Genomic DNA, 25,483 nt, shown 5'->3' on the forward strand with positions numbered 1-25,483 from the left:
CGGATGAAGGGCCGGCGCGCGGCGCTGACGAAATCAAGGAAATTGGAACTGCCGTGGGTACTGCGCTGGGGCGCGCTACGCCCGGACGGTCGGCTGGGGATCAGCGGACGGCGCTAGACGATGGCTGCGCTGCGGGCGGCCGCGCGGAATGCGGCCGAGGGCATTCGGCGACACGCGCGACGCGTTGGCCGGGGCTCAGTTGGCACGGTCTGATGCTGGCAGCGCCCGGACGCGATGGTCAACATTTGTAAAGCAAATGTAAAGGCGCAGTCGGGGCGCCGGTCCTTGGCGCGGTGGCGCGGCATTGCGCCGGGTGGTCGCATGAGGTGTGTCGGGGCGGGGCGGGCGGACGGGCGGCTGGCGTAGGCTGTGGCGATGACCACCGAACCCTCAGCCCTGATAGTTGTGGACGTGCAGCCGACCTTCTGCGAGGGCGGCGAACTGGCCGTGGCGGGCGGCAACGCCGTGGCCGAACGCGTGGCCGCCTACGCCGACGCCCACCGGGGCGACTACGCCCTGATTGTGACCACCCAGGATTGGCACATCGACCCAGGCGCGCATTTTTCCGACGCGCCGGACTTCGTGGACACCTGGCCTCCGCACGGCGTGGCGGGCACGCCCAACGCCGAACTGCACCCGGCCCTGGCCGGCTTGGCGGCCGACGTCGCCATCAAGAAAGGCCAGCACGCCGCCGCCTATTCCGGCTTTGAGGGGTCCGATGCCGCCGGGCGGGGTTTGGCCGACATCCTCCGTTCGGCGGGCGTCCAGCGGGTGGACGTGGTCGGTTTGGCCGAGTCGCACTGCGTGGCGGAGACCGCGCTGGACGCCGTCCGGGCCGGGTTCGCCGCGCGCGTCCTGACCGATTTGACCGAACCCGTCTCCCCGGAGCTGGGCGCCGCCGCCCGCGCTCGCCTCGCGGGCGCGGGCGTGGTGCTGACAACCGGCGGAGCGTAGCCGGCGGGCGGGCACAGGCTCCGACGATTGGACATCAGGCCAGGAAAACTGGCATGCTTTTAGACCGCGCGTCTTGCGCGCGTTTGAGGCCCCGTGGCGCAGTTGGTTAGCGCGCCGCCCTGTCACGGCGGAGGTCGCGGGTTCAAGTCCCGTCGGGGTCGCGGACAGTTGCCAGACCGGCCAATGGCCGGTCTGAGCTGCCTTTAGAGGCTCGATAGCTCAGTTGGGAGAGCGTCCGCCTGAAAAGCGGAAGGTCACCGGATCGATGCCGGTTCGAGCCACCAACGCCCGCTCCGTCAGCTCTTGGGGCTGGTGGCGTGGCCGCCGAACTGGTGGCGCAGCGCGGCCACCGCCCGCATGGCGGCGTTGTCGCCGCCCTGGGAGGTTTGACGGGCGTACAGCGCGGCGGCCGTCGCCGGGAGCGGGACGCCCAATTCCAACGCCGCCGCCAGCATCCAACGGGCCTCGCCCGATTCGGCGGCTTTGGGGGCCAGCGACTCCAGGCCCGGGTCTTCCGCGACCGCGCGGGCCAACAAGTCCAGCAACCACGACCGGATGACCGTGCCGGACCGCCACGAACGCACCACCGCGTCCGGATCCGGCACCAGGTCCGAGGCGCGCATCAGGCCGTAGCCCTCGCCCAGGGCCTGCATCATCCCGTATTCAATCCCGTTGTGGACCATCTTGGTGAAGTGGCCGGCGCCGACCGGACCGGCGTGCACCAAGCCGTCGGGCCCTTCCGGGGCCAAGGCCTGAAGCACTGGCGCCAGCCGTTCGTAGGCGGCCGTGGACCCGCCCGCCATCAACGCGTAGCCTTCGGTCAGCCCCCAGACGCCGCCGGAAACCCCCACGTCCATGAACTCGATCCCCCTGGCGGCGAGCGCCTCGGCGTGGGCCTGGTCTTCGGCGAAGGGCGAGTTGCCGCCGTCCACCACCAGGTCCCCGGCCTCCAAGAGGTCGCCCAGTTCGGCGACCGTTTGCGTGGTGGGCGCGCCCGCCGGGACCATCACCCAGACGGTTCTGGGCGGCTCCAAAGCGGCGACGAGTTCCGGCAGCGAGGCGACGTCCCGCGCCGATTCGGGCGAGCGGTCGTAGCCGACCACCTCAATGCCGGCGGCGCGCAGCCGGGCGACCATGTTGCCGCCCATCCGGCCAAGCCCAATCATTCCCAATCGCATGTCCCTGACCTCCATTCCGGCGCCTGACTCGGCGGAAATAGGTACCGTCCCCGTTTCCGGAACCACCCGGCCCGTTGGCTGAGGTCAGGTTTCGGCCTCGTCGGAGACCTCGTCATCGGCGGCGTAGCGGGCGGCGTATTCCGCGTAAGGATCGTCTTCGGAGCCGGCACCCGACCCCCCACTCAACTCGCGCTCAAGCGCGCGGTAGTCGGTGTCCGGGGTGTAGTACTTGAGCTTACGAGCGACCTTGGTTTGCTTTGCCTTTTGACGGCCCCGCCCCATGTACGTGACCCCCTCGTGCTATCTGGTCGGCATGATCGTATGCGCCTACGTTACAAGATTGTGCCCGGCCAGTCGAGCCGAGCCCGCGGGGCGCCCGCAAATCAGGCGTGGTATTCATCTATCAGCAGAACCGTGCCGCCCGCCACGCCTTTGGCGCCGGCCGTCAGGTCGGCCGCTTTGGCGCCCCTGTCCTCCGCTTCCGCCCGCACGTCCGCGAGCAGCGCCACCCGGCCTATTGGCACGGCCTGTTCGCCCAGGTCCGCCAACGCGGCCGAGGCCGCACCGACCGCCGGTTCGGCCACCACCGCGACCATGCCGATCCCCAGATTGAGGCTGGTTTCGAGATCCGGCCAGCCGACATGCCCGGCGTTGTGCAGGACTTGAAAAACCGGCGGCACCGGCCACGACGCCCGCGACACAACCGCGCCCAACTGGGCTGGCAGCACGCGCGACAGGTTGGCGGCCAACCCGCCGCCGGTGACGTGGGAGAGCGCGTGCAGGTCGGAGCCCAGCCGCCGGGCCAGCTCCAACACGGAGCGGGTGTAGAGGCGGGTCGGCTCAAGCAGTTCTTCGCCCAACGTCCGCCCGAATTCCGGAACCTGCCGGTCCCAGGACCAGCCCAGGTCGTCAACCACCGCTCTGACCAGCGAGAACCCGTTGGAATGCAGTCCGGACGAGGCCAGGCCTAGGATCACGTCGCCCTGACCCACCCGGTCTGGCCCCAGCAGCTCGGATTGTTCGACCACGCCCACGGCCGCGCCGGCTATGTCGTATTCCGACGGCATCATCAAGCCGGGGTGTTCGGCCGTCTCGCCGCCGATCAGCGCGGTGCCGGTGGCCTGGCAGGCGGCCGCGATCCCGGCCACCACCGCCGCGATCCGGGCCGGGTCGACCTTGCCCGTGGCGATGTAGTCGGTCATGAACAGCGGCTTGGCGCCGGTCACCACGATGTCGTCCACCACCATGCCGACCAGGTCGAAGCCGACCGTGTGGTGCACGTCCAGCGCCTGGGCGATCGACAGTTTGGTGCCCACCCCGTCGGTCGAGGTGACAAGCACCGGGTGGTCGTAGTCCTTCAGCGCGGAGGCGTCCCACAGGCCGGCGAATCCGCCCAGGGCACCCAGCACCTGAGGTCCCAGCGTCGCTTTGACTGAGGCGCGCATCAGTTCGACGGCGCGGTCGCCCGCGGCCACGTCGACTCCGGCCCGCGCGTAGGCGTTTGCGGTCATTTACGGATGCTCCAATGCTGTGTGGCCGCCACCGGCCAAAGCGGCGCTGGCCAGCCCGTCGGGGCGGCGGTTCGGGTGGTCGGCGGGGGAGTCCAACAGGTACTTGCCCAGCGCCCTCGACTCGGCTGGGACTTCGATGGGGTATTGGCCGGTGAAACAGGCCGTGCACAGACCGTCCGGGCTTTGCCCGGTCGCCTCGACCAGCCCGGCCAGCGAAATGTAGCCCAGCGAGTCGGCCTCGATCGAAGTCCTGATCTCTTCTGTGGCCAGTCCCGCCGCGATCAGTTCCGCCCGCGTGGCGAAGTCGATCCCGTAGAAACAGGGCCACATCACCGGCGGGCTGGAGATGCGCACATGGACCTCGCGGGCGCCCGCCTCGCGCAGCATCCGGACCACCGCCCGCTGGGTGTTGCCCCGCACAATCGAATCGTCCACCACGATCAGGCGCTTGCCCTTGATCACTTCCTTGAGCGGATTGAGCTTGAGCCGAATGCCGAGTTGGCGGATGGTCTGGGAGGGCTGGATGAACGTCCGGCCCACGTACGCGTTCTTGGTCAGGCCTTGGGCGAACTCGATCCGGCTTTCCGCCGCGTAGCCGATCGCCGCCGGCGTCCCCGAGGACGGCACCGGGATCACCAAGTCCGCTTCGACAGGGTGCTCGCGGGCCAGCATCCGTCCCATCTCCAAGCGCGCCGCGTTGACGGACCGGCCCGCCAGTTGGCTGTCCGGCCTGGACAAATACACGTACTCGAACAGGCAGGTGGCGGGCGTAGGCTCCGCGAAGCGGACGGATCTGAGGCCGTTCTCGTCAATCGCCACCAATTCGCCGGGTGCCACCTCGCGGACCACCGAGGCGCCCACAATGTCCAGCGCGGCGGTCTCCGAGGCGACCACCCAGCCGTTTTCCAGCCGCCCCAGCGTCAGCGGCCTGACCCCATGCGGGTCGCGCGCCGCGTAAAGCGTGGTCTCATCCATGAACACCAGCGAAAACGCGCCGCGCACCTCTTTCAGCAACTGGGCGGCGGTCTGCTCCAGCGTGTGGTCCAGGTCCCCCGCCAGCAGTCCGGTCAGCACCGCCGTGTCCGTCGCGGCTTTGGCGGCGCCTTTCGGGTCGCTTTCGGCCAGCCGCCGCGCCAGCCTGAACGTGTTCGTCAGGTTGCCGTTGTGGGCCAGCGCGATGGTCCCGCCGGCGGTTGGCCCCAACGTGGGCTGGGCGTTTTCCCAGTTCGACCCGCCGGTGGTCGAATAGCGGGTGTGCCCCACCGCGATGTGGCCGACCAGCGAGTTCAACGCCGCCTCGTCGAAGACTTGTGAGACCAGGCCCATGTCCTTGTAGACCAGGATTTGGCGCCCGTTGGAGGTGGCGATCCCCGCGGACTCCTGTCCCCGGTGCTGCAGCGCGTAAAGGCCGAAGTAGGTCAGTTTGGCGACTTCCTCGCCCGGCGCCCACACCCCGAACACGCCGCATTCGTCCGCCGGGGCCTTCTCCCCCGGCCACAAGCCAAGCCCCAACCGACCGTCCGCGCGCGCCACCGTCCTATGGTGTCACAAAGCCGGACCGGATTCGCCTTGCGACTCCGTCCGGCCACCCGCCTTTCCCGCACGATGCCGTGGGGAGGGCCCCGGAGCAGCGCCTCCGCCGCCAGCCGCACGGGGAGCCGCCCGCCGTTTCGGCGTTCGGCGGAACACCGCCGGGCGGCCGGTTTGGACTCGCCGGGTCTGGCGGTGGCCGGCCGCCCGAGCGGCGAGTTGAATTGGGTGCACCAGTTTCCTGTTCCAGGGAGGAACATGGCCGCAACTTCGTTCGACCGCTCCGGACGCATTCCCGGCGCCGCCCGCGGTCCGGCCGTCGCCGACCCCCATGGCGGCGGATGGTCGGTCGATTACGCCGGAGTGACGCACCAAGGCCTGTTCCGCTCCAGCCAGCAAGACGCCATCCTCGCGGACGGCGCCGTGGCGGTGGCCGACGGCGCCCGCCTGGGGGGAAGCCCCGCCCTGGGTCCGGACGACCTGTTGGTTCTGGGGGTGATCGACGGCATGGGCGGGCATCTAGGCGGCGCCCACGCCGCCGCGATAGCGGCCACGGAACTGGCCGCCGCCGACCCGTGGCGGCTCCTGGGCGACCCGGCGCTTGAGCTGGAGGGCTTATCCAACCGGATCCTGCGGGCCGGGCGGAGTTGGGGCACGCCGCAGATGGGCTGCGCGGCCGCCCTGCTGGTGATTGGCCCGGCCATCGCGGTCAGCCTGAATGTGGGCGATTGCCGGTCCTATCGTCTGGGCGAGCCTCGCGAGGCCTCAAGCCAAGGCGGCGGCGCTGCGGTCGGCGCCAGGCCCCGCGGCTCCCGCTTGGAGCAGCTCAGCTCCGACGACCGTCTGCCCGGTCCTTTGGCGCACGTCCTCACCCAATGCTTGGGCGGGCCACCCCGCCTGCTGGACGTGCACCAACAACTGGTGGAGCATTCCGGCGCCTCCCCGACCCGGTACCTGATCTGCTCGGATGGCCTGCACGGCGCGCTCGAACCCCCCATTTTGGGCCGGGTCCTGGCCCGCCGCGATCCGCCCGGCGAGACGGTTCAGCGGCTGGCCCGCCTGGCCGAGGCGGTGGCGCAGGACAATTTCTCGATCCTGGTGGCGGACGTCCGGCCCTGACGCCGCCCGCTCAACTGGCCTCTTCGCCGGCCGGTTCGGGCGGGCGTTCGCCCGGAAGGGGCAGCGGCAAGACGCCGGAAAGGTCGGCGCGCAAACCCGAGGCCTGAACGCGGCCGGAGCGAACGGCATCGGACCAGGTCAGGCGACCGACTGCCAGTTCGAGCCAGACCTCGGCGGACGTCTCAACCACGTTGGGGGGCGTGCCGCGGGTGTGCCGGGGCCCCGCGAGGCACTGGACGGCGGCGTACGGCGGGACCCGGACCTCGACCGAGTTGCCCGGAGCGAGCGCCGCCAATTCCTCCAGCGTGAAGCGGACGGCCGCGGCCAAGGCGGCGCGGTCAGTCTGGGGCCCCTCGGCGGCCCAGGTCCCAAGAGCGCTCAAGCCGGCGGCGGTTGGGACGCGGCGGCGGGCGGGCATCTGGTCAATCTACCGCTTTGGACCGCCCGACGGCGGGAACGGCCGCCAACGGCGCTTATCCTTTATCTAAGGAGCAATCGGACCGGGACGCCGGCGGGCCCCAGCGGTTTCCTTAGGGGGAAGGAATCGAATATGTCCAGCCAGGAGCCCCTTCGGGCTTCGCCCGAACCCGCCTCGCGCGCCCCCACCCCAGTGGAACACGCCCTGGCCGCCTGGTTGGCCGATCACCAAGGCGGCGGCGCCGTAATCACCGAAGCCCCGCCGGGCACCCTCTGGTACACCGCCGCCCACATGGCCTTCCTGCGGTGCGCCAGCGCCCGCGGGCGCCGTCCCGTCATCCTGTCCGGAGAGTTCACCGAGTTGTCCGAGCCGATGCGGCAGGCCATCCGCTTCCACCGGGGCGGCTGGGCGGTGATGGGCCGCGCGGGCGGGCTGCGCAATGGGCTGACCGGGCGCCGGATGGGCGCTGTGGCTGAGGCGGCGAACCCGGCCCGCCCCGCCAACCTAGACGAGGTCGACATGGCCCACCTGCGCCCCGCCCGGACGGATCACGCCCAGTTGATGATCTACGCCACTTCCCGCCACTTGGCCTCCACCGCGCCTCTGCCCGGCGAACTGGTCGAGTTGTTGATGGCCGCGCTGGGGGCCGCCTCCGGCGGCGCCGACGCGACGCCGTGGGCCTTTGGGCGGACCGAACCGGCTTTGCGGCCGTGGGACGCGGCCGACCTGGCCCGGTTGCGCCGACGCGACGAAGAGGCCGGGATTGACCTCACCGCCTTCGCGGTGGCGGGCTCGGCGCAAGTGCCCGCCGCCATGACCCTTGTCCTCCAGCGCCGCGCCGAATTTGTCCACGAACACGTCAGCGGCCTGGTCAGTTTGGGCCGGTTGGGCGGACCGGGCCTGGGGCGCAAGCTGGCCGCCGCCGACCAAGTCATGGAGGCCCTGTCGAGCGCCGCGGACATCACTTTCGCGCTGATTATGGCCCGCGCCGGCAATCAGGCGCTGACCACCCCGCCGGTATTGGCGAGCGCGCCCGTGCCGCTGTCCATCCTGCTGGGCGACGGGTTGATCTCCGGCCTGCGGATTGACGCCGGGCGCGCCCTGGCCAGGTTCCAGGCCGCGCCCGCGCTGGGCGGTCGCGGCCTGATGGTGCCGCTCGACGCTGCAGCCAGCGGCCGCCCGCACCTGGCCGAGTTGTTCCAGGCCGTGGGCCTGGACAGGGCGAACCCCCAAATGGGCATTTCACCCCAACAACTGCAAACCCTGCACTACGCGGCCAGCTACTGAGCGGCCGCATCAGCGCCTGGCGTCAGCCGTCGCGGTGGCCGAAGGCGTTCAGGGCCTTGCGGGTGGCCAGAGTTTGCGCGATCGCGGTGGCCGCCGCCACGACTGCGGCGAAGACCGTCACCTGGATGGTGGACACCGCCAAATCGTCCGGGTCTTCGGGCGCGTCCTGACCGCTGACTCCGCGCCAGACCGCCTTGACCAGGTGGCTCGCAATGAATCCGGCCGCGACCGCCGCAAGGCTTGTCGCCAGGCGCTGGGTTAACCTCATGCAGAAAAAGAGTAGTCTGGCTGGCGCAACGACAGGGGAGCCAACCCGGTCCGCCCAGCGGCGGGCCGAGCGGCTGAGAGTGCTCCGGGGAAGTCCCGTGAGCAGACCCTCGAACCTGAACCGGACAATGCCGGCGCAGGAAGTCGGGATTCTCCACCGGCCAGACCGTCTGGCCGGCGCCCTCCTTAGCTACTACGGAGGCATGATGCATCACCTCAAGAACGGGCCCGCCCGCGCTTGGTCCCCCAGACCGCTGGCCGGCGCCTTGGCGCTCGCCACGGCCGCCCTGGCGCTAGCCGCCTGCGGCACCGACAAGCCGAGCGGGACGGATTCACCCGGCGCCGGCAGTCTGGACGCCGACGCGGCGGTGAAAACCGTCACCCTGGTCACCCACGGGAGCTTCAACGTTTCCGAAGACGTGCTGGCGCAGTTCACCGAGCAGACGGGCCTGGAAGTGGAGATCCTGCCCGCCGATGACGCGGGCGCCATGGTCAACCAATTGATCCTGACCAAGGACGCGCCCCTGGGGGACGTGGTCTTCGGGATTGACAACACGTTCGCCTCGCGCGCGATCGCCGAAGGCGTGCTGGAGGAGTACGTCTCCCCGGCCGCCGGCCCGGAGCAGGACAACTACGCCGCTGACCTGCAAGGCCAGCTCACGGCGGTGGACTTCTCCGATGTGTGCCTGAACGCCGACATCCGGGCCGTGCCGGACGGGGCCGCCCTGACCTTCGACGACCTGCTCAAGCCGGAGTTCAAGGATCAACTCGTGATGGAGAACCCTGCCACATCCTCGCCCGGGCTGGCCTTCCTGCTGGCCACCATCGCGGCCAAGGGCGAGGACGGCTACCTGGACTACTGGCGCCAGTTGCGGGACAACGGCCTGAAGGTGGTCTCCGGCTGGAACGAGGCCTACTACGACGAGTTCTCCGGGCCGTCCTCCTCAGGCCAGCGGCCTTTGGCGGTGTCCTACGCCTCTTCGCCGCCTTCCGAGATCCCCGAAGGGGCGGCCGAGCCCGCCACCGCCGCCGCCCTGAACACCTGCTTCCGCCAGGTCGAATACGCCGGGGTCCTGAAGGGCGCCGCGAACCCGGAGGGCGCCCGGCAGGTGGTGGACTTCTTCCTCAGCCCGGCTTTCCAGGCGGACCTGCCCGGCCAGATGTGGGTTTACCCCGTCAAGGCCGACACGCCTTTGCCCGAGGACTGGGCCAAGTGGGCGCCGCTGGCCGCCCAGCCGTGGTCCGTCCCGGCCGAGGACATCGCCGAAGGCCGCGAGCGGTGGCTCGCCGATTTCACAGACCAGATCCTCGGCTAGACCCGCATGATCAGCCGCCCGGCGACCGCCGACCACCCGGCCCAGGACGCAAGCGCCGCGCCCGGGGCACGGTCCGCCTCCGCCAGTGGGGCGGCTGACCGGACCGCCCCGGCGTCCGATGCCGTCGCGCCAGGCCCAGCGCCCCAGGCCCGGTCCGCCCAGCCGGAGACTTGGCAGCCGTGGGCGCGGCGGGCGGGGCTGGCGCTGCTCGGCGCCGTGTCGGCGGCGTTCCTGGCCGTGTTCTTCGTCTGGCCCGCCGCCACGCTGGTCGTCCGGGGGTTTACCGCCTCCGGGGCCTGGGACTGGAGCGGCTTCGCCGAGTTGCTTGGGAAACCCCGTACTTGGCGGTTGATTGGGCGCACGGTTGGCCAGGCGGCGGCCGCGACGGCAGTCTGCGCGGTCGCGGCCGTGCCGATCGCGTCGCTGCTGTACCGGCGGTCGTTTCGCGGGCGGGGGGTCCTGCGCGCGCTGTTGACGGTTCCATTCGCCTTGCCGTCCGTGGTGGTCGGCCTGGCCTTCCGCGCCCTGTTGGGCCAAGGGGGGCCGCTCGGTTTCCTGGGGATTGGCGACGGCTTTGCGGCGGTGTTGCTGGCCCTGGTGTTTTTCAACGTGGGGCTGATGGCCCGGATCGTGGGGACCTTTTGGGCGGGGCTCGACCCCCGTCCGGAAATGGCCGCGCGGGTGCTTGGCGCGGGTCCGTGGCGGGCTCTCGCCACCGTGACGCTGCCCGCGCTCACGCCCGCGCTGGCGGCGGGCGGCTCGTTGGTGTTCCTGTTCTGCGCGACGGCGTTCGCGCCCGTGCTGATCCTGGGTGGCTCCACCTACGCCACCGTCGAAACCGAGATCTACTTGCAGACCGCCCAGTTGCTCAATCTGCGCGCCGCCGCCGTGCTGTCCATTGTCCAGATGGCGGTGGTGGCGGTCGCGCTGTGGTTCGGCGCGGCGGCGCGGCGGCGGCGTGAACGGGCGCTCAAGCTGACGGGCGCCGCCGGCGCGCGCGTCGCCCGTACGCCGCAGGGCCGGACCGGAGCGGGGGCTGGGGGGCGGCCGGACGGCATCGGCGGGCGGGGGCGACGGCGGCGCGGCGGACGCGCGGCGGGGCTGGAACCCGCCCCGCGCTGGGCGGTGGACTGGCCGTCATGGCTGGCTTTGGGGCTGGCGGCGGGCCTGATCGGGTTGCCGCTGGCGAATCTGGTCTACCGGTCGCTGCGCACCAGCGGCGGGTTCGGCTTTGGCAACTATTGGGCGCTGGGCGCCGCGCGGGACGGGCTGCCGTATTCGCTGGCGCAGGCGGCCGGGCGCTCGGTGGTGATCGCCTTGGTGGCGGGGATGATGGCGTTGGCGTTGGGGCTGGCCGTGGCGGTGGTGCTGTCGCGGCGGCCCAGGGCGCGGTGGGCGCGGCGGGCGCAGGAGCTGTTCGACTCGGCGCTGATGGCGCCGCTCGGGGTTTCGGCGGTGACCGTGGGCTTCGGCTTCCTGATCACGTTGAACCGCGCGCCGCTGAATCTGCGGACCTCGTTTTGGCTGATCCCGCTGGCGCAGGCGCTGGTGGCGCTGCCGCTGGTGGTGCGAACCGTCCTGCCCGCCCTCAGAGCGGTCGACCCGCGCCTGCGGCAGGCGGCCGCGGTGCTGGGAGCGCCACCGTGGCGGGTCTTCGCCGGGGTGGACGCGGCCCTGGCCCGGCGGGCGGCGGCGGTCGCGGCGGCCTACGCGTTCGCGGTCTCCGTGGGCGAGTTCGGGGCCACGTCCTTCCTGGCCCGGCCGGACACGACCACTTTGCCGGTGGCCATCTACAAGCTGCTGGGCCGGCCGGGGGCGGACAACCTGGGCTTGGCGCTGGCGGGGGCGGTGGTGCTGGCCCTGATCACAGCGTTGGCGATGGTGTTGGCGGAAACCCGATGGCGGCCGTGGCGGCCGCGCGGGAAGGAGGCGCGCCAATGAATCGGCGTCAGGCCCCGGCGGACCGGGTGAATGCCCCAGGCCCACTGGAGGCGGTCGCGCCCACGGCGGCTGCGGGGCTCGCAGCGGAGGCGGTGACCGTTCGCTATGGCGATGCCGCCGCCGTGGCGGGAGTTGACCTGCGCGTGGGGCCGGGCGAGGTGGTGGCCCTGCTAGGGCCCTCCGGCTGCGGGAAATCGACCCTGTTGCGGGCGATCGCCGGCCTGGAACCGCTGGCCGGGGGCCGGATCCTATGGGACGGCCAGGACCTCGCGGGAGTCCCCGTCCACAAGCGGGCCTTCGGCTTGATGTTCCAGGACGGCCAGTTGTTCCCGCACCTGAGCGTGGGCGCCAACGTGGCCTACGGGCTGAAGATGGCGGGCGTGGGCCGTTCAGAGCGGGCGGCGCGGGCCGCGCACTGGCTCGAGTTGGTCGGACTGGGCGGGTTTGAACACCGCGACGTGGCGACGTTGTCCGGCGGGCAAGCCCAACGGGTCGCTTTGGCGCGGGCGCTGGCGCCAGGCCCGCGCCTGATGCTGCTGGACGAGCCCCTGTCCGCCTTGGACGCCTCCTTCCGCGAGGAACTCGGGGACGCGGTCCGCTCAATTCTGGGCTCGGCCGGCACTCCCGCCCTGTGGGTCACCCACGACCCGGCGGAGGCGGCCGCCGCCGACCGCGTCCTCAACATGTCGGAAGGCCGCCTCAGGGGCTAAAGCGACTGCCAGGCGGGTTTGCCCTTGTAGACGTGCTCGTAATAGGAGGACAGCTGCAGACGGGACGCCGCGGCGCGGTCCAGAAGGATTGTCGCGTGGGGATGGAACTGGATGATCGACGCGGGCCACAGGGCCGAGACGGCGCCCTCCACCATCTGGTGGACCGCCTCCGCCTTGCCGCGCCCCAACGCCATCAGCACCAAGTGCCTGGCCTCCATGATGGTCGCCAAGCCCTGCGTGACCACGTGACGGGGGACCAGCGACTCATCGCCGCCGAAGAAGCGGGCGTTGTCCGCCACCGTCTGCCGGGTCAGGGTCTTGATGCGCGTCCGGGAGGCCAGGGAGGAGCCGGGCTCGTTGAACGCGATGTGCCCGTCCGAACCCACCCCCAGGATCTGCAGGTCCACTCCCCCGGCCTCGCGGATCGCCTGCTCATACGCCCGGCAGGCGGCCATCACGTCCGCGGCGTTGCCGTCCGGTCCCATCACGGCGCCGGGGGCGAAGTCGACCCGCCCGGCGATCTCCCGCTGGATCACGTTCCGGTAGCGTTCCGGATGGTCCGGCGGCAAGCCCACGTATTCGTCCAGCATGAACGCCTTTGCCCGCGCGAACGACACCCGCCCCGCCTCGTAGCGGCGCGCCAACTCGTCGTAAAGGGCCAGCGGCGAAGAGCCCGTTGCCAAACCCAAGACGGCGGCGGGCTTGGCGGCCAAAAGCCGCTCGACGGCATCTGCGGCCAAAACGGCGATCTGCCCGCCGGATTCCAGGATCACAACCTCCATGGCCTCTAGCATTTCACAGCTCAGGCCGCCAAACCTGAGGTCACGGGGCCACGCGCCACACAGCCGGACCGGGAGTCGGGGAACAACAGGCTCGTTGAGGGCCTCGGCGAGGTCCTCGCTTCCGTCCTCCGGGCCCTCCCGCGTCCTACTGGTTCCCCCAGGCCACGCGGCCGTTTCGCTTCAGCGGGTCAGCGCTGCCAGAAGCTCCGCGTCGTGGACGTCGTGGCCGAGTTCGGCCACGAACGCCTTGGCCCTCGCGGCCTGGCCGTCTTCGCCCAGCGCCTCCGCGGCCTGGGCCGTGACCATGGCTGACAGCAGCGCCGCCGCGTCGACCGGTTGCCCGTCGGCCCAGCCCGCTTCCCGCAGCGCCCGGAACGCGAGCGCCTGGCCCAGGAAGGCGTGCGAGTAGGCCGCCACGGGGTCGCCATCCCCGAGGGCCGCCGCGCCCAGCGCCCCCCACGCCCAGCCGGATTCCAGCCAGGCCGCAGCGACAGACTTCAGGTCCGCCCCGGCTTGATACTCGGCGCGGGCGGCCTGATCGGGATGCGACCGCAGGGTCAAAGCGGCGGCGGACTCACGCATGCGGCCAGGTTACGCAACGCCGACCGCTGGCGCCCGTGCCGTGGGCTGGTGTCCCGCCACACGGCATCGGGAACCGCGAAGACGACTTCTAGTAGCTGCCCTTTTGGCCGGCGGAGCCGAGCTGCCGGGCGGCCTCAGCCACGCGGGCGGCCATGCCGGCCTCCCCGGCCTTGCCCCAGGCGCGCGGGTCGTAGGCCTTCTTGTTGCCGACCTCGCCGTCAATCTTGAGCACGCCGTCGTAGTTGGTGAACATGTGGCCGACCACCGGGCGGGTGAAGGCGTACTGGGTGTCCGTGTCGATGTTCATCTTGATGACGCCGAAGCTGACCGCGTCCGCGATCTCCTGTTCGGAGGAGCCGGAGCCGCCGTGGAAGACCAGGTCGAAGGGGCGCTCGCGGCCGAAGGCGCCGCCCACCGCCGCCTGGATCTCGTTCAGGATCTCCGGGCGCAGCTTGACCGCGCCGGGCTTGTAGACGCCGTGGACGTTGCCGAAGGTCAAAGCGGTCAGGTAGCGGCCGTTCTCGCCCAAGCCCAGCGCCTCCACCGTCTTGGTGGCGTCCTCGACCGTGGTGTAGAGCTTCTCGTTGATCTCCGCGGAAACGCCGTCCTCTTCGCCGCCCACAACGCCGATCTCGATCTCCAGGATGGTGTGCGCCTTTTGCGACAGGGCCAGCAGGTCCTTCGCGATCTCCAGGTTCTCATCCAACGGGACGGCCGAGCCGTCCCACATGTGCGACTGGAAGGTCGGGAGCCCGCCCTTCGCCACCTGCTCGGCCTCGATGGCGAGCAGCGGGCGGACCCAGGAGTCGAGGTTCGGCTTGGAGCAGTGGTCGGTGTGCAGCGCGATGGTCACGCCGTAGTTCCCCGCCACCTCGCGGACGTATGCGGCCAGGGCCAGCGAGCCCGCCACGCGGTCCTTGATGGTGGAGCCGGACAGGTATTCCGCGCCGCCCACGGACACTTGCACAATTCCGTCCGACTCGGCCTGAGCGAAGCCTTGGATCGCGGCCGTGGCGGTTTGGGAGCTAGTCACATTGACCGCCGGGTAGGCGAAGCGGTTCTGCTTCGCGCGGTCCAGCATCGCGGCGTAGATCTCTGGTGTTGCAACAGGCATTTCTTTCCTCCAAGACTTCCGTGGACTAACAGACCATCCAATCCTGCCACCTGGCCGGGGACGCGGGCTCCGGCGTTGGGCCCAGTCCCACTGCCGGCGGCGTCAGCGGGGCAGGCCCACGTAGAGGGTGTCGACGTATTCCTGGATGCCCTCCGGGCCGCCTTCGCGGCCCAGACCCGAATGCTTGATCCCGCCAAAAGGCGCGGCCGCGTTTGAGATCGGGCCGGTGTTGACCGCCAGCATGCCCACCTCCAGGTCACGGGCGCAGCGCTGGACCAAAGCCATGTCGCGAGTGTAGACGTACCCGGCCAGGCCCACGTCCACCGAATTGGCCCTGGCCAGGACCTCTTCGACGGTCTCGAAAGACGTCACCGGGGCGACCGGGCCGAAGATCTCGGTGGTCAAGATGGATGCGCCCTCCCCCACGCCCGCCAGCACCGTGGGCGGGTAAAAGTACCCCGCGCCCTCCGGGACCTCGCCGCCAGTCAGCGGCCGGGCGGCGCCGCCCACGGCGGCGTCCACCAAACCGGCGACGGTCAAACGCTGGTCCTTGGAGACCAGCGGGCCCAAACCGACCCCCGGCAACAAGCCGTCGCCCACCCGGATGGCGGCGAACCGCTCCGCCAGGCGCTCCGCGAACTGGTCCGCGACGGACGCGTGCGCGTAGAAGGTGTTGGCGGCGTTGCAGGCCTCGCCGTTGGAACGGGTTTTCGCGGCCACGGCCGCGTCAACCGCGACATCCAAGTCCGCGTCCGCGAAGACTATGAAGGGCGCGCAGCCGCCCAACTCCATGGAGGTGCGCAACACGCCGGGCGCCGCGTCCGCCAACAGGCGCTGGCCAACCGGGGTGGACCCGGTGAAAGACAGTTTGCGGAGCCGGTTGTCCGCCAGGATCGCGGCCGTCGCGCCCGCTCCGCGCGCGGGGACCACATTGACCACGCCCTGGGGGACGCCCGCCTCCTCCAGCACCTTGGCGACCGCCAACGTTGACAAAGGGGTCAGCGAGGCCGGCTTGACCACACAGGTGCAGCCCGCCGCGAGCGCGGGGCCGATCTTGCGGGTCGCCATTGCCAACGGGAAGTTCCACGGCGTGATGAACAGGCACGGCCCGACCGGCCTGGGCACTGTCAAGATGTCGAGGTGGCCCTCCGGCGAGGTCGCCGTCCGGCCGTAGAGCCGCACCGCCTCCTCCGCGTACCAGCGGAAGAATTCGGCGCCGTAGCGGACCTCCCCCAGCGCGTCCGCCAGTGGCTTGCCCATTTCCAGCGTGATCAGGGCGGCGAATTCGCGTTCCCGCAGCGTGATCAGGTCAAACGCCTTTCGGAGCACTTCGCCGCGCTGTCTGGGGGCCGTCGCCGCCCACGCTTTGGCCGCGCCCGCCGCCGCGTCGAGCGCCGCCACGCCCTCCTCTTGGCCCGCCGCCGGAATGGCCGCGATCACCTGGCCGGTCGCCGGGTTTTCCACCAGGATTTCCCCGCCCGATGCCGTGCCCCGCCATTCCCCCCCAACCAGCAGCGCCGCCGGGGCCAGGCCGAGCGCCCGCCCCTTCAGTTCCTCTATCTCCTGGGTCTGGTCAGTTGTCTGCTCTTGTTGGGTCACGAATCCGCCTTCCGGGCCGAGGTTCTTGGCTGCCGACAAGCGTAATCCCGGCGCGCTTCCGCCCGCGCCGCGCGGGCGGAAGCGCCGAGGCCGGCGTTGCCCTGGTTCTGGAGGCGCGCGCTTCCGTCACCGCCCCGCCCGCGCGGGCGGGCTTCCGGCAGCGGGGGGCCGCCGACGAGGCGGCGATCGAGCGCCGCGCGCGCGGGCGGGCCGAACGCGGTGATCGCAGCCGAGGACCGCACTTTGATCGAGCGCCGCGCGCGCGGGCGGGCTTCCGCCAGCCCGTTAGGCTTGGCTCGAAGCCCGCCAAACGAAGGAGCCCTCATGGCGAACAACTCTGAGCCCATCCCAGCCCCGCCCGCCCTGCCGCAGGCGAGGAAGCTTGTCACCGAGATACCGGGGCCGGCGTCCAAAGCCCTGGCCGCGCGGATGAACGCGGCCGTCCCAAGGGCGCTCCAGTCCCCGACGCTGCCGGTGTTCGCGGCGCAGGCCGGCGGCGGCGTCCTGGTGGACGTGGACGGCAACTCGTTGATCGACATGGGCTCCGGCATTGCCGTGACCACAGTGGGCGCCGCCAACCCGGCGGTTGTGCGCGCGGTCCAGGAGCAGGTCGCGCGGTTCACCCACACCTGCTTCATGGTCAGTCCCTATGAGAGCTACGTCGCCTTGGCGGAAAGGCTCGCGGCGCGCTACCCCGGACTGCCCGCCGATTCGGTCCGGGCCGCCTTCTTCAACTCCGGCGCGGAGGCGGTCGAGAACGCGGTCAAGATTGCCCGCGCGGCCACCGGGCGCGAAGCGGTGGTGGCGTTCGACCACGCGTTCCACGGGCGCACCAATCTGACCATGGCCATGACCGCCAAGGCGAAGCCGTACAAGTCCGGGTTCGCCCCCTTCGCACCCGAGGTTTACCGCGTGCCGCCGTCCTACCCGTACCGCGACGGGCTGACCGGGCGGGCGGCCGCCCAGGCGGCCATCGCCCAAATCGAAACCCAAATCGGGGCGGCGAACGTCGCGGCTGTCGTCTTCGAGCCGATCCAAGGCGAAGGCGGGTTCATTGTCCCCGCGCCCGGTTTCATCGAAGACATCGCGGCGTGGAGCCGCGCCAACGGTGTCATCTTCGTGGCTGACGAGATCCAATCCGGAATTGCCCGCACCGGCAACTTTTTCGCCATAGAGCACAGCGGGATCACCCCGGATCTGATCGCGGTCGCCAAGGGAATTGGCGGCGGCATGCCGCTGTCCGGAGTGGTCGGCAAAGCGGAGGTCATGGACGCCGCCGGGCCAGGCGGGATAGGCGGCACCTATGGCGGCAACCCAGCCGCCACGGCGGCGGCGCTGGCGGTGCTGGACGTGATCGAACGGGACGGGCTGGTGCGTCAGGCGCGGGTGATCGGCGAAGTGCTCCGGACTCGGCTGGAAGCGATCCAAGAGTGGGACCCGCGTGTCGGCGAGGTTCGGGGGCGCGGCGCCATGATGGCGATCGAACTGGTTGACCCCGCGACCAAAGCCCCTGCGGCTGCGCTGGCCAAAGCGGTGGCCGCGCGTTGCATCGCGGCGGGAGTGGTGACTTTGACCTGCGGCACCTACGGCAACGTGATCCGCTTCCTGCCGCCGCTGACCATCAGCGGCGAACTGCTGACGGACGCCATGGACGTGCTCGCCGAGGCGCTGCGCGCCGCCTGACCGGACCGTGCGCCCCACGCCGTGGGCAAAGGAACTCCAGTTGAGCCTCCTTTTGCATAGAATGCCATTTGGTTACGCATTCGTTACATCACCGTGGTTGACTGACCCGACCTTCGCGTCTGGCGCGGCGCGCGCCAGCGTCAGTTCGACCCGCGAACCGAAAGGACCCACGCATGTCACTGCCAGTCTTACAGAACTACATTGACGGTGAATTGCGCCCCTCCCACGGCGCCGGCACCAGCGAAGTGGTGAACCCGGCCACCGAGGAAGTGGTCGCGCTCGCGCCGCTGTCAGACCTGGCGGACGTCGAAGCGGCCGTCCAAGCCGCCGCGCGCGCCTTCAAGACCTGGGGCAAGACCACACCTGCGGAGCGCCAAACACTGATGAACAAGTTGGCGGACGCCATTGAGCTACGCTCCGAAGACCTGGTCCAAGCGCAAGTCAGGAACACGGGCCAACCGCTCGCCTCCATCCGCGCCGACGAGGTCGCGGTGGCGGTGGACCACCTCCGGTTCTTCGCGGGCGCCGCCCGCGTCCTAGAGGGAATTGGCGCCGGCGAATACGCCGAAGGACTGACCTCCTACGTCAGACGGGAACCGCTGGGCGTGGTCGCGCAGATCACCCCCTGGAACTACCCGCTGTTCATGGCGATCTGGAAGATCGCGCCCGCGCTCGCCGCCGGCGACACGATTGTGCTCAAACCCGCCCCGTCCACACCCGAGTCGACCCTGCTGCTGGCCCAAATCGCGGGCGAAATCCTCCCCAAGGGAGTGTTCAACGTCATCTTGGGCGGCAACGAGACGGGCGAAGCCCTGGTGGCGCACCCCATCCCGGCGCTCGTGTCCTTGACCGGCTCAACGCGGGCTGGGCGGGCGGTGGCGCGGACGGCATCGGACACTTTGAAGCGCTGCCACCTGGAACTTGGCGGCAAAGCGCCGGTCGTGGTCTTCGCGGACGCGGACCTCGACGCGGCGGCGGAGGGGATCGCTGCGGCGGGCTTCTTCAACGCTGGCCAGGACTGCACGGCGGCGTGCCGGGTGCTGGTGGAGGCCAAGGCGGCCGAGGCGTTCACCGCCAAACTGGTCGAGCAGGCGAAGGCCACCCGGACCGGCGGCCCCGAGGACCCGGACGCGGCCTACGGACCGCTCAACAACGCCGTCCACTTCGCCAAAGTCCTGGGCTTCCTGGAGGCGCTGCCCGCCCATGTGCAGGTGCCCGTTGGCGGCAAACGACAAGGCGACCGCGGGTACTTCATCGAGCCGACGGTCATCACCGGGGTCCGCCAAGACGACGCGGTGATCCAACAGGAAGTCTTCGGCCCCGTCATCACAGTGCAAACCTTCGACGATGCCGACCACGCGCTCGCGCTCGCCAACGACGTGGAGTACGGGCTCGCGTCCAGCGTTTGGACCGCGTCCCATTCGACCGCATTGCGGTTCACCCGCGAATTGGACTTCGGCACCGTTTGGGTGAACACGCACATTCCACTGGCGGCCGAATTCCCCCACGGCGGCTTTGGATCCTCCGGCTACGGCAAGGACCTCAGCCACTACGCCCTGGAGGAGTACACCCGCGTCAAGCACGTCATGTCAGCCCACTAACCGCGTTTAGCCCCTGATCACCTTTAAGGAGCTGTTTCAATGAGCGAAAAAACCAAAGAGCGCGAGCTGTCGCATAAGGGACTCGCCAAGGGGTCAATTGGCCTTGTCGGAGCCGTCGCGATCGGCATTTCCTGTATAGCGCCGGACTACACGCTGACCGCCACGCTGGGCGGCGCGGCCGACGCGGTGCAAACATGGGTCCCCTCGATTGTGTGGCTCGGCTTGGTGCCCATGCTTTTTGTGGCGCTCGGCTACCGGGAGCTAAACCGGTCCATTCCCGACTCGGGCACGTCGTTCACCTGGGGCGCGCGGGCTTTGGGGCCGCGCTTCGGCTGGCTGACCGGGTGGGGGCTGATCGCGTCCACCATTGTGGTGCTCGCCTCGTTGGCGCAGATCGCGGCGGTGTTCCTGTACGAGACCATCGACTGGGTAATCCGCCTGTTGGGCGACGACTCATGGAACGCGCTCTCCTCGCTCAACACCGACAACGTGGCGTTCAACGTTGTGTCCGTCGTTCTGCTGACCGTGGGCGCCACATGGTTCGTCTACCACGACATCCAAATCACCGCGCGGTTCCAATACATCATGGTGGCTTTCCAGTTGGTGGCGGTGTTCATCTTCGGCGTGATCGCGATTGTGAAGCACAACAACGGCACCGCCTCGACCGCCGGGCTGGATTTCTCAATGGATTGGCTCAACCCGTTGAGCATTCTGCGGGCTGACGGCTTTGGCATGAGCGCGCTGATCAGCGGCCTGACCGTGGCGGTCTTCATTTATTGGGGCTGGGACGTGGTGCTCACCATGACCGAGGAAACCAAAGACCCGCAGAAAACCCCGGGGCGCGCGGCGGCCTGGACCATTGTGCTGATCACCATTTACTACCTGTTCATCTCGATCGCGACGATCATCTTCGCCGGCGTCGGCAAAGGCGAGCTGGGGCTGCGGGGCGAGGCCATCCAGCAAGGCGAGAACGTGTTCGCCGTCCTGGCCGTGCCCGTGATGGGCCAAGGCCTGGCGATTCTGGTGTTCCTGGCCATCTTGTCCTCCTCGCTCGCCTCCTTGGAGTCCACATTCGTGTCGCCCGCGCGCACCATGCTCGCCATGGGGCATTACGGCGGGCTGGGACCCAAGTTCGCCAAGACCTCGCGGTTCGCCACCCCCGGCACCGCCACCATCGTGGCGGGCGCCGTCGCCGCCGGCTACTACGCCGTTATGCGGCCCCTCAGCGACAACGTGCTGACCGACACCATGTACACCACCGCGATTTTCATCTGCTTCTACTACGGGCTGACCTCTTTCGCGGCCGTCTGGTATTTCCGGCGGCAATGGTTCGCCTCGCTCCGGAACTTCTGGTTCCAGTTGTTCTTCCCGCTGGTGGGCGGCCTGTTCCTGGCGTTCATGTTTGTGCACGAGTTGATCGCGTCCCTGGACCCGGAGTACGGCACCGGTTCCAGCCTGTCGTTCACCCTGAGACTCTTCTCCATCCGGTGGCACGCGGACATCGGGCTGGTGTTCATCCTGTCCGTGCTCATCCTTGTGCTGGGCGTGGGCTTCATGATCTACAACCAGACCAAGCGGCCGGAGTTCTTCCGGCGCGCGACCACCTCGATCCCCGTCGGCGCGGCCGAGGGCAACGGTTTGGACCCGCACTTCCACGCCCTGACCGACGCGGAGGTGGAGAACGCCGAAGCGGGCGAGGACTTCTCCCTGCGCCACGACGCCGCGTCGCCAACTGCCTCCGAAGACCCCGCCGAGGTCGCCGCCGCTCCCCCGGAATAGGCGTCTTGCCCGGGGTTGGGCGGCTTTGTCCGGCGGGTCGGGGAACTCCGGCCAAACCCGGTCCACGTCCTGGTGCCCCAGTCGTCGGGTCGTGGCCCACGCCGTGCCAGCATTCAGGTTCACCGACCAGTCAATCCGCTGACGTCTTGGCGGACAGCCACCGGGATCGTTGTGGCCCACCCCACCTACTGTTGGTCGCAGACGGCGCTGTCGCTCATCGGGCCGGAACCGTGGAACCGGGACCGCCAGCTCTGCCCCTCCCCGCGCGGGTTGTTCCTTGGCGGCCCCAAGCGGGGCTTCCTCCTCGCGGTCCAGTTGGGCGACGGGCCATGCGCCGGAAGCGTCCTCGGATTGCCGCTGACCGATTCGACGCCGGCCTGGCCGCACCGAGGATGTGGGGAGCCGCGCAAGTTCGAAGGGTCTACCAGCATGTGCGGCCCAAAACGGATTCCTTCACCGAGGCCCAGACCAGGCTGTTGGTGTGGGACGCGGGATTCCCCGTGCCACAGGTCAGCTTTGGGGTCTTGGCCCAGGGGCAGCGTCGCTTCCTTGACCTCGCCTGGGTTGACCGCCAAACCGCCTTGGAGAACCAGGGCGGCCAACATTTCACGGATCCTGAGCAAGCCCGCGAAGACCTTCGCCGCCGCCGCGCGCCACAGGCCGAAGGCTGGACGATCATCGAAGCGACCCACGACGACTTCCTCAATCCCATGCCCTTTATCACCCGCATCAGTCAAGCTCTCGGTTGACACTCGGGGCGACCTAGGCCAGGGGCGTCCGCGCAGGTCGGCGGGCTGCTGGTCGTACCGTCCGCCGGGTCGGGCCGCGTAAGGGGCCCTGTCCGGAACTCCCCAAAGCAAACCGAAAACCGCCGCTTCGGGGAGAAACGGACAACCCCCGCCGACGCCGCCAACCCGCCACACGGCATCGTCCCAGGTCACAGGACCGGCCCGGTCGGGCCGCGTACGGGAACCTGTCCGGAACTCCCCGAAGCAAGCCGAAAACTGCCCGGTCCCGCAGCCGTTTCAGGTCAATCCGGACCAGGCCGCGACTGGGCCGGAGGCCCGGCGGTGCCCAAGCCGGGGCGAGCGTGGCGGAGGGGAGAGGGGGGGTTTGGGGGGACGGCATCGGGCATCAGGCGGAACTACCGGGCCGTCGCCGCGCGGGCGCAACGCCCCGAACCGGTGGGCGCTGGTCCAGGCGAACTACGGGACCGTCGCCGCGCGGGCGCAACCCCTTGTCTGACCCGCTGGGATGAGGTCGATCACGCAGACGGGGGCGTGGTGCGAATCGTGCACCACGACGTCGGTGAGCGGGACCCGGCCGGTGTTCTCCACCCCGTACGTGAACCAGACGGCGGCGCCGGAGACCAGGTGGGCGGGGTCTTCGAGCTCGTGGGCGCCCGACTCGACGATGGTGTTGTAGTCGGTGGCCCCGGCCGGGACGTCGACCCAGGCCCGCAAGGCGACCGCCATCTTGGGCTCGCAGGCGCCCCTGTCGGGGTTGGTGATTGTGCGGGAATACTGCGACGACTCCGGCTGGGAGGTGTTGTCCCGGCCATGGGTTTGGACGCGGAGGTAGCCATCGGCGGGCGGTTCCTCCGGCACGGTGAAGGTGCCAGCGGCGCTTAGGCCGGTGACGCTGCCGAGGTACTTCTCCGCCGTCCTCAGGCTTGTCCAGTAGAAGTCGATTGTGACCGGGGTGGCCGGTTTGGTGGTCGAGGCGAGGGTGACCGTCAACTCGCATTCGGCCGACCAGGCGGCGGCTGTCGGATACCAGGTCGGGATGTTGCGGTTGGAGTCGTCGTTGTTGAACATCACGGTGGTCGCCTGGGTCTCCTCCTCGGCCGTGTTCGGGTACCTCGACTCGGTGGCGACCCCGAAGATGTTGCCCCGCACCGTGGCAAGGCCCGCCTGACGCAGCGCGATGGTCGCTACCGCGTAACCGTTGAACTCATTGCCCTCCACGAAAAGGTTGGACGCGGTGGTGGAGGAGGCGGTCTCGTCCGAGTCCCAGTAGAGCGCGTACCCCTGGCGGGCACCGGTTGCGACGTTGCCGGAATTGTCGAAGGTGTTGCCGTTGATGGTGTTCTTGCCCGCAATGCTGTCATTGGTCGGGAGGAGGATTGTGGCGTTGGCGGCTCCCAGGCCCGCGTGGATGTTGGTGAACTCGTTGTCGAGGATGCTCAAGGAGGAGATGTCGGCGTTCTCGAAGCGGAACACGTTCGAGGCGAAATCGGAGAACTTGTTGTCGTGGATCGACGAATCCTTCAGGTGGGCGTAAATCGAAGAGGTCGCGAAAGCGTTGCCCGGCATGGCGGTGAACCTGTTGTGGCGAAAGTCCAGGTTGGACACGGTCGCTATTCCGTCCATAAGGACAGCCGCGCCCGCCACGCCGGAGAAGGCGTTGTGGCGGATCGTCGGGGCCGTCACGACTGACGAGCCGCGCGGATGGATGCCGGACGCTTTCAGGTTGGAGAAGGTGTTGCAGCGCATGACCAGTCCTGAAACGCTCGACCCGTACAGGGACAGGGCGTCCCCCGCCAGGTCGGCGAACTCGCTGTTCTTGACGGTAAGACCCGAGATGGGGGAACTGTACGCATACCAGGCGTCGTCCTTCGTGCCGATGAAATGGACGTTGTCCAAGGCGACGCCTGTCAGGTCGGAGTTGTACACGTGGATGGCTTGCTTGCCGGAGTTGACGAAGTAGGTGTCTTGGATCGTGAGGCCGTTGACGATGATTCCCTGCGAGAACGTGATTCCACGGGTGGCGCAGCCGCCGGCGCCTGAATCGGAGCACGCGGTGGACGAGCCGTCAGGCGTGTCGTCGATCGTGACGCCGGAGATGGTGAGGTTGTTGATCACTTTCTCCGACTGCCATGAGATTTTGGAGATTGAAATCGCGCCGTCGTAGCTCGCGGTCTCCTTGTCGATCCGCCCGATCTTGTAGTTGCGAATCGTCACGTTGTCCGCGCCCGCCATGATGAGCGCGAACCGCTTGCAGCGGTTGTTCGCCTTTTGGATGGAACTGCCGCCTTCCAACACCGAGCCGTCCGACTTCGGCGAGAACACGATCGCGGTGGCGCCGGAGAAGACGTTCGTGAAGTTGAGCAGTTGGACGCCTGGCGCGTCCACCCAGAAGGCCGTTCCGGAGAGGGTGTTGCCAGCCTGGACGTGGAGCCGGTTGCCCAGGTCGATGGTCATTGTCCGTTTGATGTGATAGTAGGCGCCAATGTCGACGCCCGTGGGCGGGCTGGTCGTCATCCATGACAATTCGGCGGTGGGCGCGGTCACCCACGCGTCCGTTATGTTGTTCGCGACCTCGATCCGGACCTCGACGCCGTCCCCGGCCGCGTTGCCCAGTTCGATCGCCTTGCGCAGACTGCACACCTCGCCGTTCGCGGCGGGGCTTGAACAAGAGGAGGAGGCGCCCGTGGGGTTGTAGTCGGCCGTGTTCACTTGGTAGGTGACCACTGTCGCCGCCGATGCCGTCTGCCCGCCCATCGGTCCGCTGGCCAGTCCCAGCCCGATCGCCAAGGCCAGGACGGCGGCTACTGCGACTCGTCGAGTATTGAGATGGTTGAAGCTCTGGGTTGCTTCCATGCCCACGTAACGCTGCCGGCGGAACGGATATTCCGGTTTTGGGCCTATTGTGCAATAGCCGTATTGCTAAAAGACCGCTGCGGAGCGAGGCCGTTGGGGGGTGGCGCTGCTGGGTGGCGCTACTGGATGGCGCTACTGGATGAGGTGGCTGCGGGCGCAACCGGCCCATCCGCGCGCCGGTATGGACGGAATCACGCATACCGGATCCTGCCCCTGCCCGGAGTCGCGCACCTCCACGTCTTCCAGGCGCACGCCGCTTGGATTGCGGACCGTGTACGTGAACCAGACGACAGTGCCGGAAACCAGGTGCGCGTGATTATGCAGTTCTTCGGCCGAGGACGCCAAGATGGCGTCATGGCTGGTGGCCGAGGGCGGCACGTCGCGCCAGGCCCGCAAGTCGATCTCCACGCTGGGGGGACAGTTGATCGAAGAAACGTTGGTCACGGTTCGCGAATACTGGGAGGACTCGGGCTGGTTGCCCGAACCCTGGGTCTGGAGGCGGATATAACC

At 69.3% G+C, this 25,483-nt stretch carries 22 protein-coding genes, 2 tRNA genes and 1 riboswitch; of the genes, 12 read left to right on the forward strand and 12 right to left on the reverse strand.

The genetic code is table 11. From position 1 onward, the window contains the following. Nucleotides 1–375: 375 nt before the first annotated feature. The 3 genes from LBC97_02565 (at nt 376) to LBC97_02575 (ending at nt 1,238) form a co-directional block, all read left to right on the forward strand. Nucleotides 376–954, forward strand: coding sequence for an isochorismatase family protein (locus tag LBC97_02565; protein ID MDR2564941.1), 579 nt, complete (start codon nt 376–378; stop codon nt 952–954). Between the two features lie 87 nt (nt 955–1,041). Next, nucleotides 1,042–1,115, forward strand: a tRNA-Asp gene (locus tag LBC97_02570). Nucleotides 1,116–1,162: 47 nt separating this feature from the next. Further along, nucleotides 1,163–1,238 (forward strand) — tRNA-Phe (locus LBC97_02575). Between the two features lie 12 nt (nt 1,239–1,250). Here the strand turns inward: LBC97_02575 and gnd are convergent. The 4 genes from gnd to purF form a co-directional block, all read right to left on the reverse strand. Then, entirely contained in the window at nt 1,251–2,147 is an 897-nt protein-coding gene (gene gnd, locus LBC97_02580; protein ID MDR2564942.1) for a decarboxylating 6-phosphogluconate dehydrogenase, read from the reverse strand. Between the two features lie 69 nt (nt 2,148–2,216). Further along, the gene (locus LBC97_02585) at nt 2,217–2,414 is read right to left on the reverse strand and encodes a DUF3073 domain-containing protein (GenBank protein MDR2564943.1); all 198 of its coding nucleotides are present in this window, start codon (nt 2,412–2,414) and stop codon (nt 2,217–2,219) included. 101 nt (nt 2,415–2,515) lie between these two features. After that, nucleotides 2,516–3,643 carry a phosphoribosylformylglycinamidine cyclo-ligase gene (gene purM, locus LBC97_02590; GenBank protein ID MDR2564944.1) on the reverse strand — a complete coding sequence of 376 codons (1,128 nt, stop codon included), beginning with the start codon at nt 3,641–3,643 and terminating at the stop codon, nt 2,516–2,518. Further along, on the reverse strand, nt 3,644–5,176 hold the full coding sequence (gene purF, locus LBC97_02595) for an amidophosphoribosyltransferase (protein MDR2564945.1): 1,533 nt from the start codon (nt 5,174–5,176) through the stop codon (nt 3,644–3,646). 255 nt (nt 5,177–5,431) lie between these two features. Between purF and LBC97_02600 the strand changes: the two genes are divergently transcribed. After that, nucleotides 5,432–6,292 carry a hypothetical protein gene (locus LBC97_02600; protein ID MDR2564946.1) on the forward strand — a complete coding sequence of 287 codons (861 nt, stop codon included), beginning with the start codon at nt 5,432–5,434 and terminating at the stop codon, nt 6,290–6,292. 10 nt (nt 6,293–6,302) lie between these two features. Here the strand turns inward: LBC97_02600 and LBC97_02605 are convergent, their stop codons facing one another. After that, nucleotides 6,303–6,710: a sterol carrier family protein gene (locus LBC97_02605; GenBank protein MDR2564947.1), complete on the reverse strand. Its 408-nt coding sequence runs from the start codon at nt 6,708–6,710 to the stop codon at nt 6,303–6,305. Nucleotides 6,711–6,842: 132 nt separating this feature from the next. Here LBC97_02605 and LBC97_02610 point away from each other — a divergent pair, with 132 nt between their 5' ends. Then, on the forward strand, nt 6,843–7,997 hold the full coding sequence (locus LBC97_02610) for a DUF6177 family protein (GenBank protein MDR2564948.1): 1,155 nt from the start codon (nt 6,843–6,845) through the stop codon (nt 7,995–7,997). 22 nt (nt 7,998–8,019) lie between these two features. On the opposite strand, the gene LBC97_02615 is transcribed toward LBC97_02610, so the two are convergent. Further along, on the reverse strand, nt 8,020–8,265 hold the full coding sequence (locus tag LBC97_02615) for a DUF4235 domain-containing protein (GenBank protein MDR2564949.1): 246 nt from the start codon (nt 8,263–8,265) through the stop codon (nt 8,020–8,022). Between the two features lie 23 nt (nt 8,266–8,288). Continuing rightward, nucleotides 8,289–8,424: riboswitch (TPP riboswitch) on the forward strand. Between LBC97_02615 and LBC97_02620 the strand changes: the two genes are divergently transcribed. From LBC97_02620 to LBC97_02630, 3 genes are all read left to right on the forward strand, one after another. Then, the gene (locus LBC97_02620; GenBank protein ID MDR2564950.1) at nt 8,393–9,580 is read left to right on the forward strand and encodes a thiamine ABC transporter substrate-binding protein; all 1,188 of its coding nucleotides are present in this window, start codon (nt 8,393–8,395) and stop codon (nt 9,578–9,580) included. Its footprint overlaps the riboswitch before it by 32 nt. Before the next feature lie 6 nt (nt 9,581–9,586). Then, nucleotides 9,587–11,521: an iron ABC transporter permease gene (locus LBC97_02625; protein MDR2564951.1), complete on the forward strand. Its 1,935-nt coding sequence runs from the start codon at nt 9,587–9,589 to the stop codon at nt 11,519–11,521. Further along, on the forward strand, nt 11,518–12,231 hold the full coding sequence (locus LBC97_02630) for an ABC transporter ATP-binding protein (GenBank protein MDR2564952.1): 714 nt from the start codon (nt 11,518–11,520) through the stop codon (nt 12,229–12,231). Before LBC97_02625 ends, LBC97_02630 begins: the two co-directional genes overlap by 4 nt. Here the strand turns inward: LBC97_02630 and nagB are convergent. From nagB to LBC97_02650, 4 genes are all read right to left on the reverse strand, one after another. Next, nucleotides 12,228–13,013, reverse strand: a complete 786-nt coding sequence (gene nagB, locus LBC97_02635) for a glucosamine-6-phosphate deaminase (GenBank protein MDR2564953.1) — start codon at nt 13,011–13,013, stop codon at nt 12,228–12,230. The genes LBC97_02630 and nagB overlap by 4 nt on opposite strands. A 180-nt stretch (nt 13,014–13,193) precedes the next feature. Beyond that, a complete protein-coding gene (locus LBC97_02640; GenBank protein MDR2564954.1) occupies nt 13,194–13,595 on the reverse strand; it encodes a DUF3151 family protein in 402 nt (133 codons plus the stop codon). Between the two features lie 88 nt (nt 13,596–13,683). Next, nucleotides 13,684–14,709 (reverse strand): class II fructose-bisphosphate aldolase, encoded by a 1,026-nt coding sequence (fbaA, locus tag LBC97_02645; GenBank protein MDR2564955.1) that lies wholly within the window; start codon nt 14,707–14,709, stop codon nt 13,684–13,686. Nucleotides 14,710–14,811: 102 nt separating this feature from the next. Next, on the reverse strand, nt 14,812–16,308 hold the full coding sequence (locus tag LBC97_02650) for an NAD-dependent succinate-semialdehyde dehydrogenase (GenBank protein MDR2564956.1): 1,497 nt from the start codon (nt 16,306–16,308) through the stop codon (nt 14,812–14,814). A 324-nt stretch (nt 16,309–16,632) separates the two neighbouring features. Here LBC97_02650 and gabT point away from each other — a divergent pair, with 324 nt between their 5' ends. The 4 genes from gabT to LBC97_02670 all read left to right on the forward strand — a co-directional run bounded on the left by gabT (nt 16,633) and on the right by LBC97_02670 (nt 22,120). Then, nucleotides 16,633–17,991 carry a 4-aminobutyrate--2-oxoglutarate transaminase gene (gene gabT / locus LBC97_02655; GenBank protein ID MDR2564957.1) on the forward strand — a complete coding sequence of 453 codons (1,359 nt, stop codon included), beginning with the start codon at nt 16,633–16,635 and terminating at the stop codon, nt 17,989–17,991. A 173-nt stretch (nt 17,992–18,164) separates the two neighbouring features. Beyond that, a complete protein-coding gene (locus LBC97_02660; protein MDR2564958.1) occupies nt 18,165–19,592 on the forward strand; it encodes an aminobutyraldehyde dehydrogenase in 1,428 nt (475 codons plus the stop codon). A 39-nt stretch (nt 19,593–19,631) separates the two neighbouring features. Further along, nucleotides 19,632–21,371: an APC family permease gene (locus LBC97_02665; protein ID MDR2564959.1), complete on the forward strand. Its 1,740-nt coding sequence runs from the start codon at nt 19,632–19,634 to the stop codon at nt 21,369–21,371. A gap of 431 nt (nt 21,372–21,802) precedes the next feature. After that, nucleotides 21,803–22,120 (forward strand): hypothetical protein, encoded by a 318-nt coding sequence (locus tag LBC97_02670; protein ID MDR2564960.1) that lies wholly within the window; start codon nt 21,803–21,805, stop codon nt 22,118–22,120. 456 nt (nt 22,121–22,576) lie between these two features. On the opposite strand, the gene LBC97_02675 is transcribed toward LBC97_02670, so the two are convergent. Further along, nucleotides 22,577–24,973 (reverse strand): right-handed parallel beta-helix repeat-containing protein, encoded by a 2,397-nt coding sequence (locus LBC97_02675; protein MDR2564961.1) that lies wholly within the window; start codon nt 24,971–24,973, stop codon nt 22,577–22,579. Nucleotides 24,974–25,105: 132 nt separating this feature from the next. Further along, nucleotides 25,106–25,483, reverse strand: a 378-nt coding sequence (locus LBC97_02680) for a hypothetical protein (protein MDR2564962.1), incomplete at its 5' end; no start/stop codon positions are given.

The organism is Bifidobacteriaceae bacterium, assembly GCA_031281585.1.
Classification (GTDB): domain Bacteria; phylum Actinomycetota; class Actinomycetes; order Actinomycetales; family WQXJ01; genus JAIRTF01.

What these genes read in the sequence shown, in the direction of transcription:
- LBC97_02565 (MDR2564941.1), top strand. Translation starts at nt 376, where the DNA reads ATGACCACCGAACCCTCAGCCCTGATAGTTGTGGACGTGCAGCCGACC.
- gnd (MDR2564942.1), bottom strand. Translation starts at nt 2,147, where the DNA reads ATGGAGGTCAGGGACATGCGATTGGGAATGATTGGGCTTGGCCGGATG.
- LBC97_02585 (MDR2564943.1), bottom strand. Translation starts at nt 2,414, where the DNA reads ATGGGGCGGGGCCGTCAAAAGGCAAAGCAAACCAAGGTCGCTCGTAAG.
- purM (MDR2564944.1), bottom strand. Translation starts at nt 3,643, where the DNA reads ATGACCGCAAACGCCTACGCGCGGGCCGGAGTCGACGTGGCCGCGGGC.
- LBC97_02600 (MDR2564946.1), top strand. Translation starts at nt 5,432, where the DNA reads ATGGCCGCAACTTCGTTCGACCGCTCCGGACGCATTCCCGGCGCCGCC.
- LBC97_02605 (MDR2564947.1), bottom strand. Translation starts at nt 6,710, where the DNA reads ATGCCCGCCCGCCGCCGCGTCCCAACCGCCGCCGGCTTGAGCGCTCTT.
- LBC97_02610 (MDR2564948.1), top strand. Translation starts at nt 6,843, where the DNA reads ATGTCCAGCCAGGAGCCCCTTCGGGCTTCGCCCGAACCCGCCTCGCGC.
- LBC97_02615 (MDR2564949.1), bottom strand. Translation starts at nt 8,265, where the DNA reads ATGAGGTTAACCCAGCGCCTGGCGACAAGCCTTGCGGCGGTCGCGGCC.
- LBC97_02620 (MDR2564950.1), top strand. Translation starts at nt 8,393, where the DNA reads ATGCCGGCGCAGGAAGTCGGGATTCTCCACCGGCCAGACCGTCTGGCC.
- LBC97_02625 (MDR2564951.1), top strand. Translation starts at nt 9,587, where the DNA reads ATGATCAGCCGCCCGGCGACCGCCGACCACCCGGCCCAGGACGCAAGC.
- LBC97_02630 (MDR2564952.1), top strand. Translation starts at nt 11,518, where the DNA reads ATGAATCGGCGTCAGGCCCCGGCGGACCGGGTGAATGCCCCAGGCCCA.
- nagB (MDR2564953.1), bottom strand. Translation starts at nt 13,013, where the DNA reads ATGGAGGTTGTGATCCTGGAATCCGGCGGGCAGATCGCCGTTTTGGCC.
- LBC97_02640 (MDR2564954.1), bottom strand. Translation starts at nt 13,595, where the DNA reads ATGCGTGAGTCCGCCGCCGCTTTGACCCTGCGGTCGCATCCCGATCAG.
- fbaA (MDR2564955.1), bottom strand. Translation starts at nt 14,709, where the DNA reads ATGCCTGTTGCAACACCAGAGATCTACGCCGCGATGCTGGACCGCGCG.
- gabT (MDR2564957.1), top strand. Translation starts at nt 16,633, where the DNA reads ATGGCGAACAACTCTGAGCCCATCCCAGCCCCGCCCGCCCTGCCGCAG.
- LBC97_02660 (MDR2564958.1), top strand. Translation starts at nt 18,165, where the DNA reads ATGTCACTGCCAGTCTTACAGAACTACATTGACGGTGAATTGCGCCCC.
- LBC97_02665 (MDR2564959.1), top strand. Translation starts at nt 19,632, where the DNA reads ATGAGCGAAAAAACCAAAGAGCGCGAGCTGTCGCATAAGGGACTCGCC.
- LBC97_02675 (MDR2564961.1), bottom strand. Translation starts at nt 24,973, where the DNA reads ATGGAAGCAACCCAGAGCTTCAACCATCTCAATACTCGACGAGTCGCA.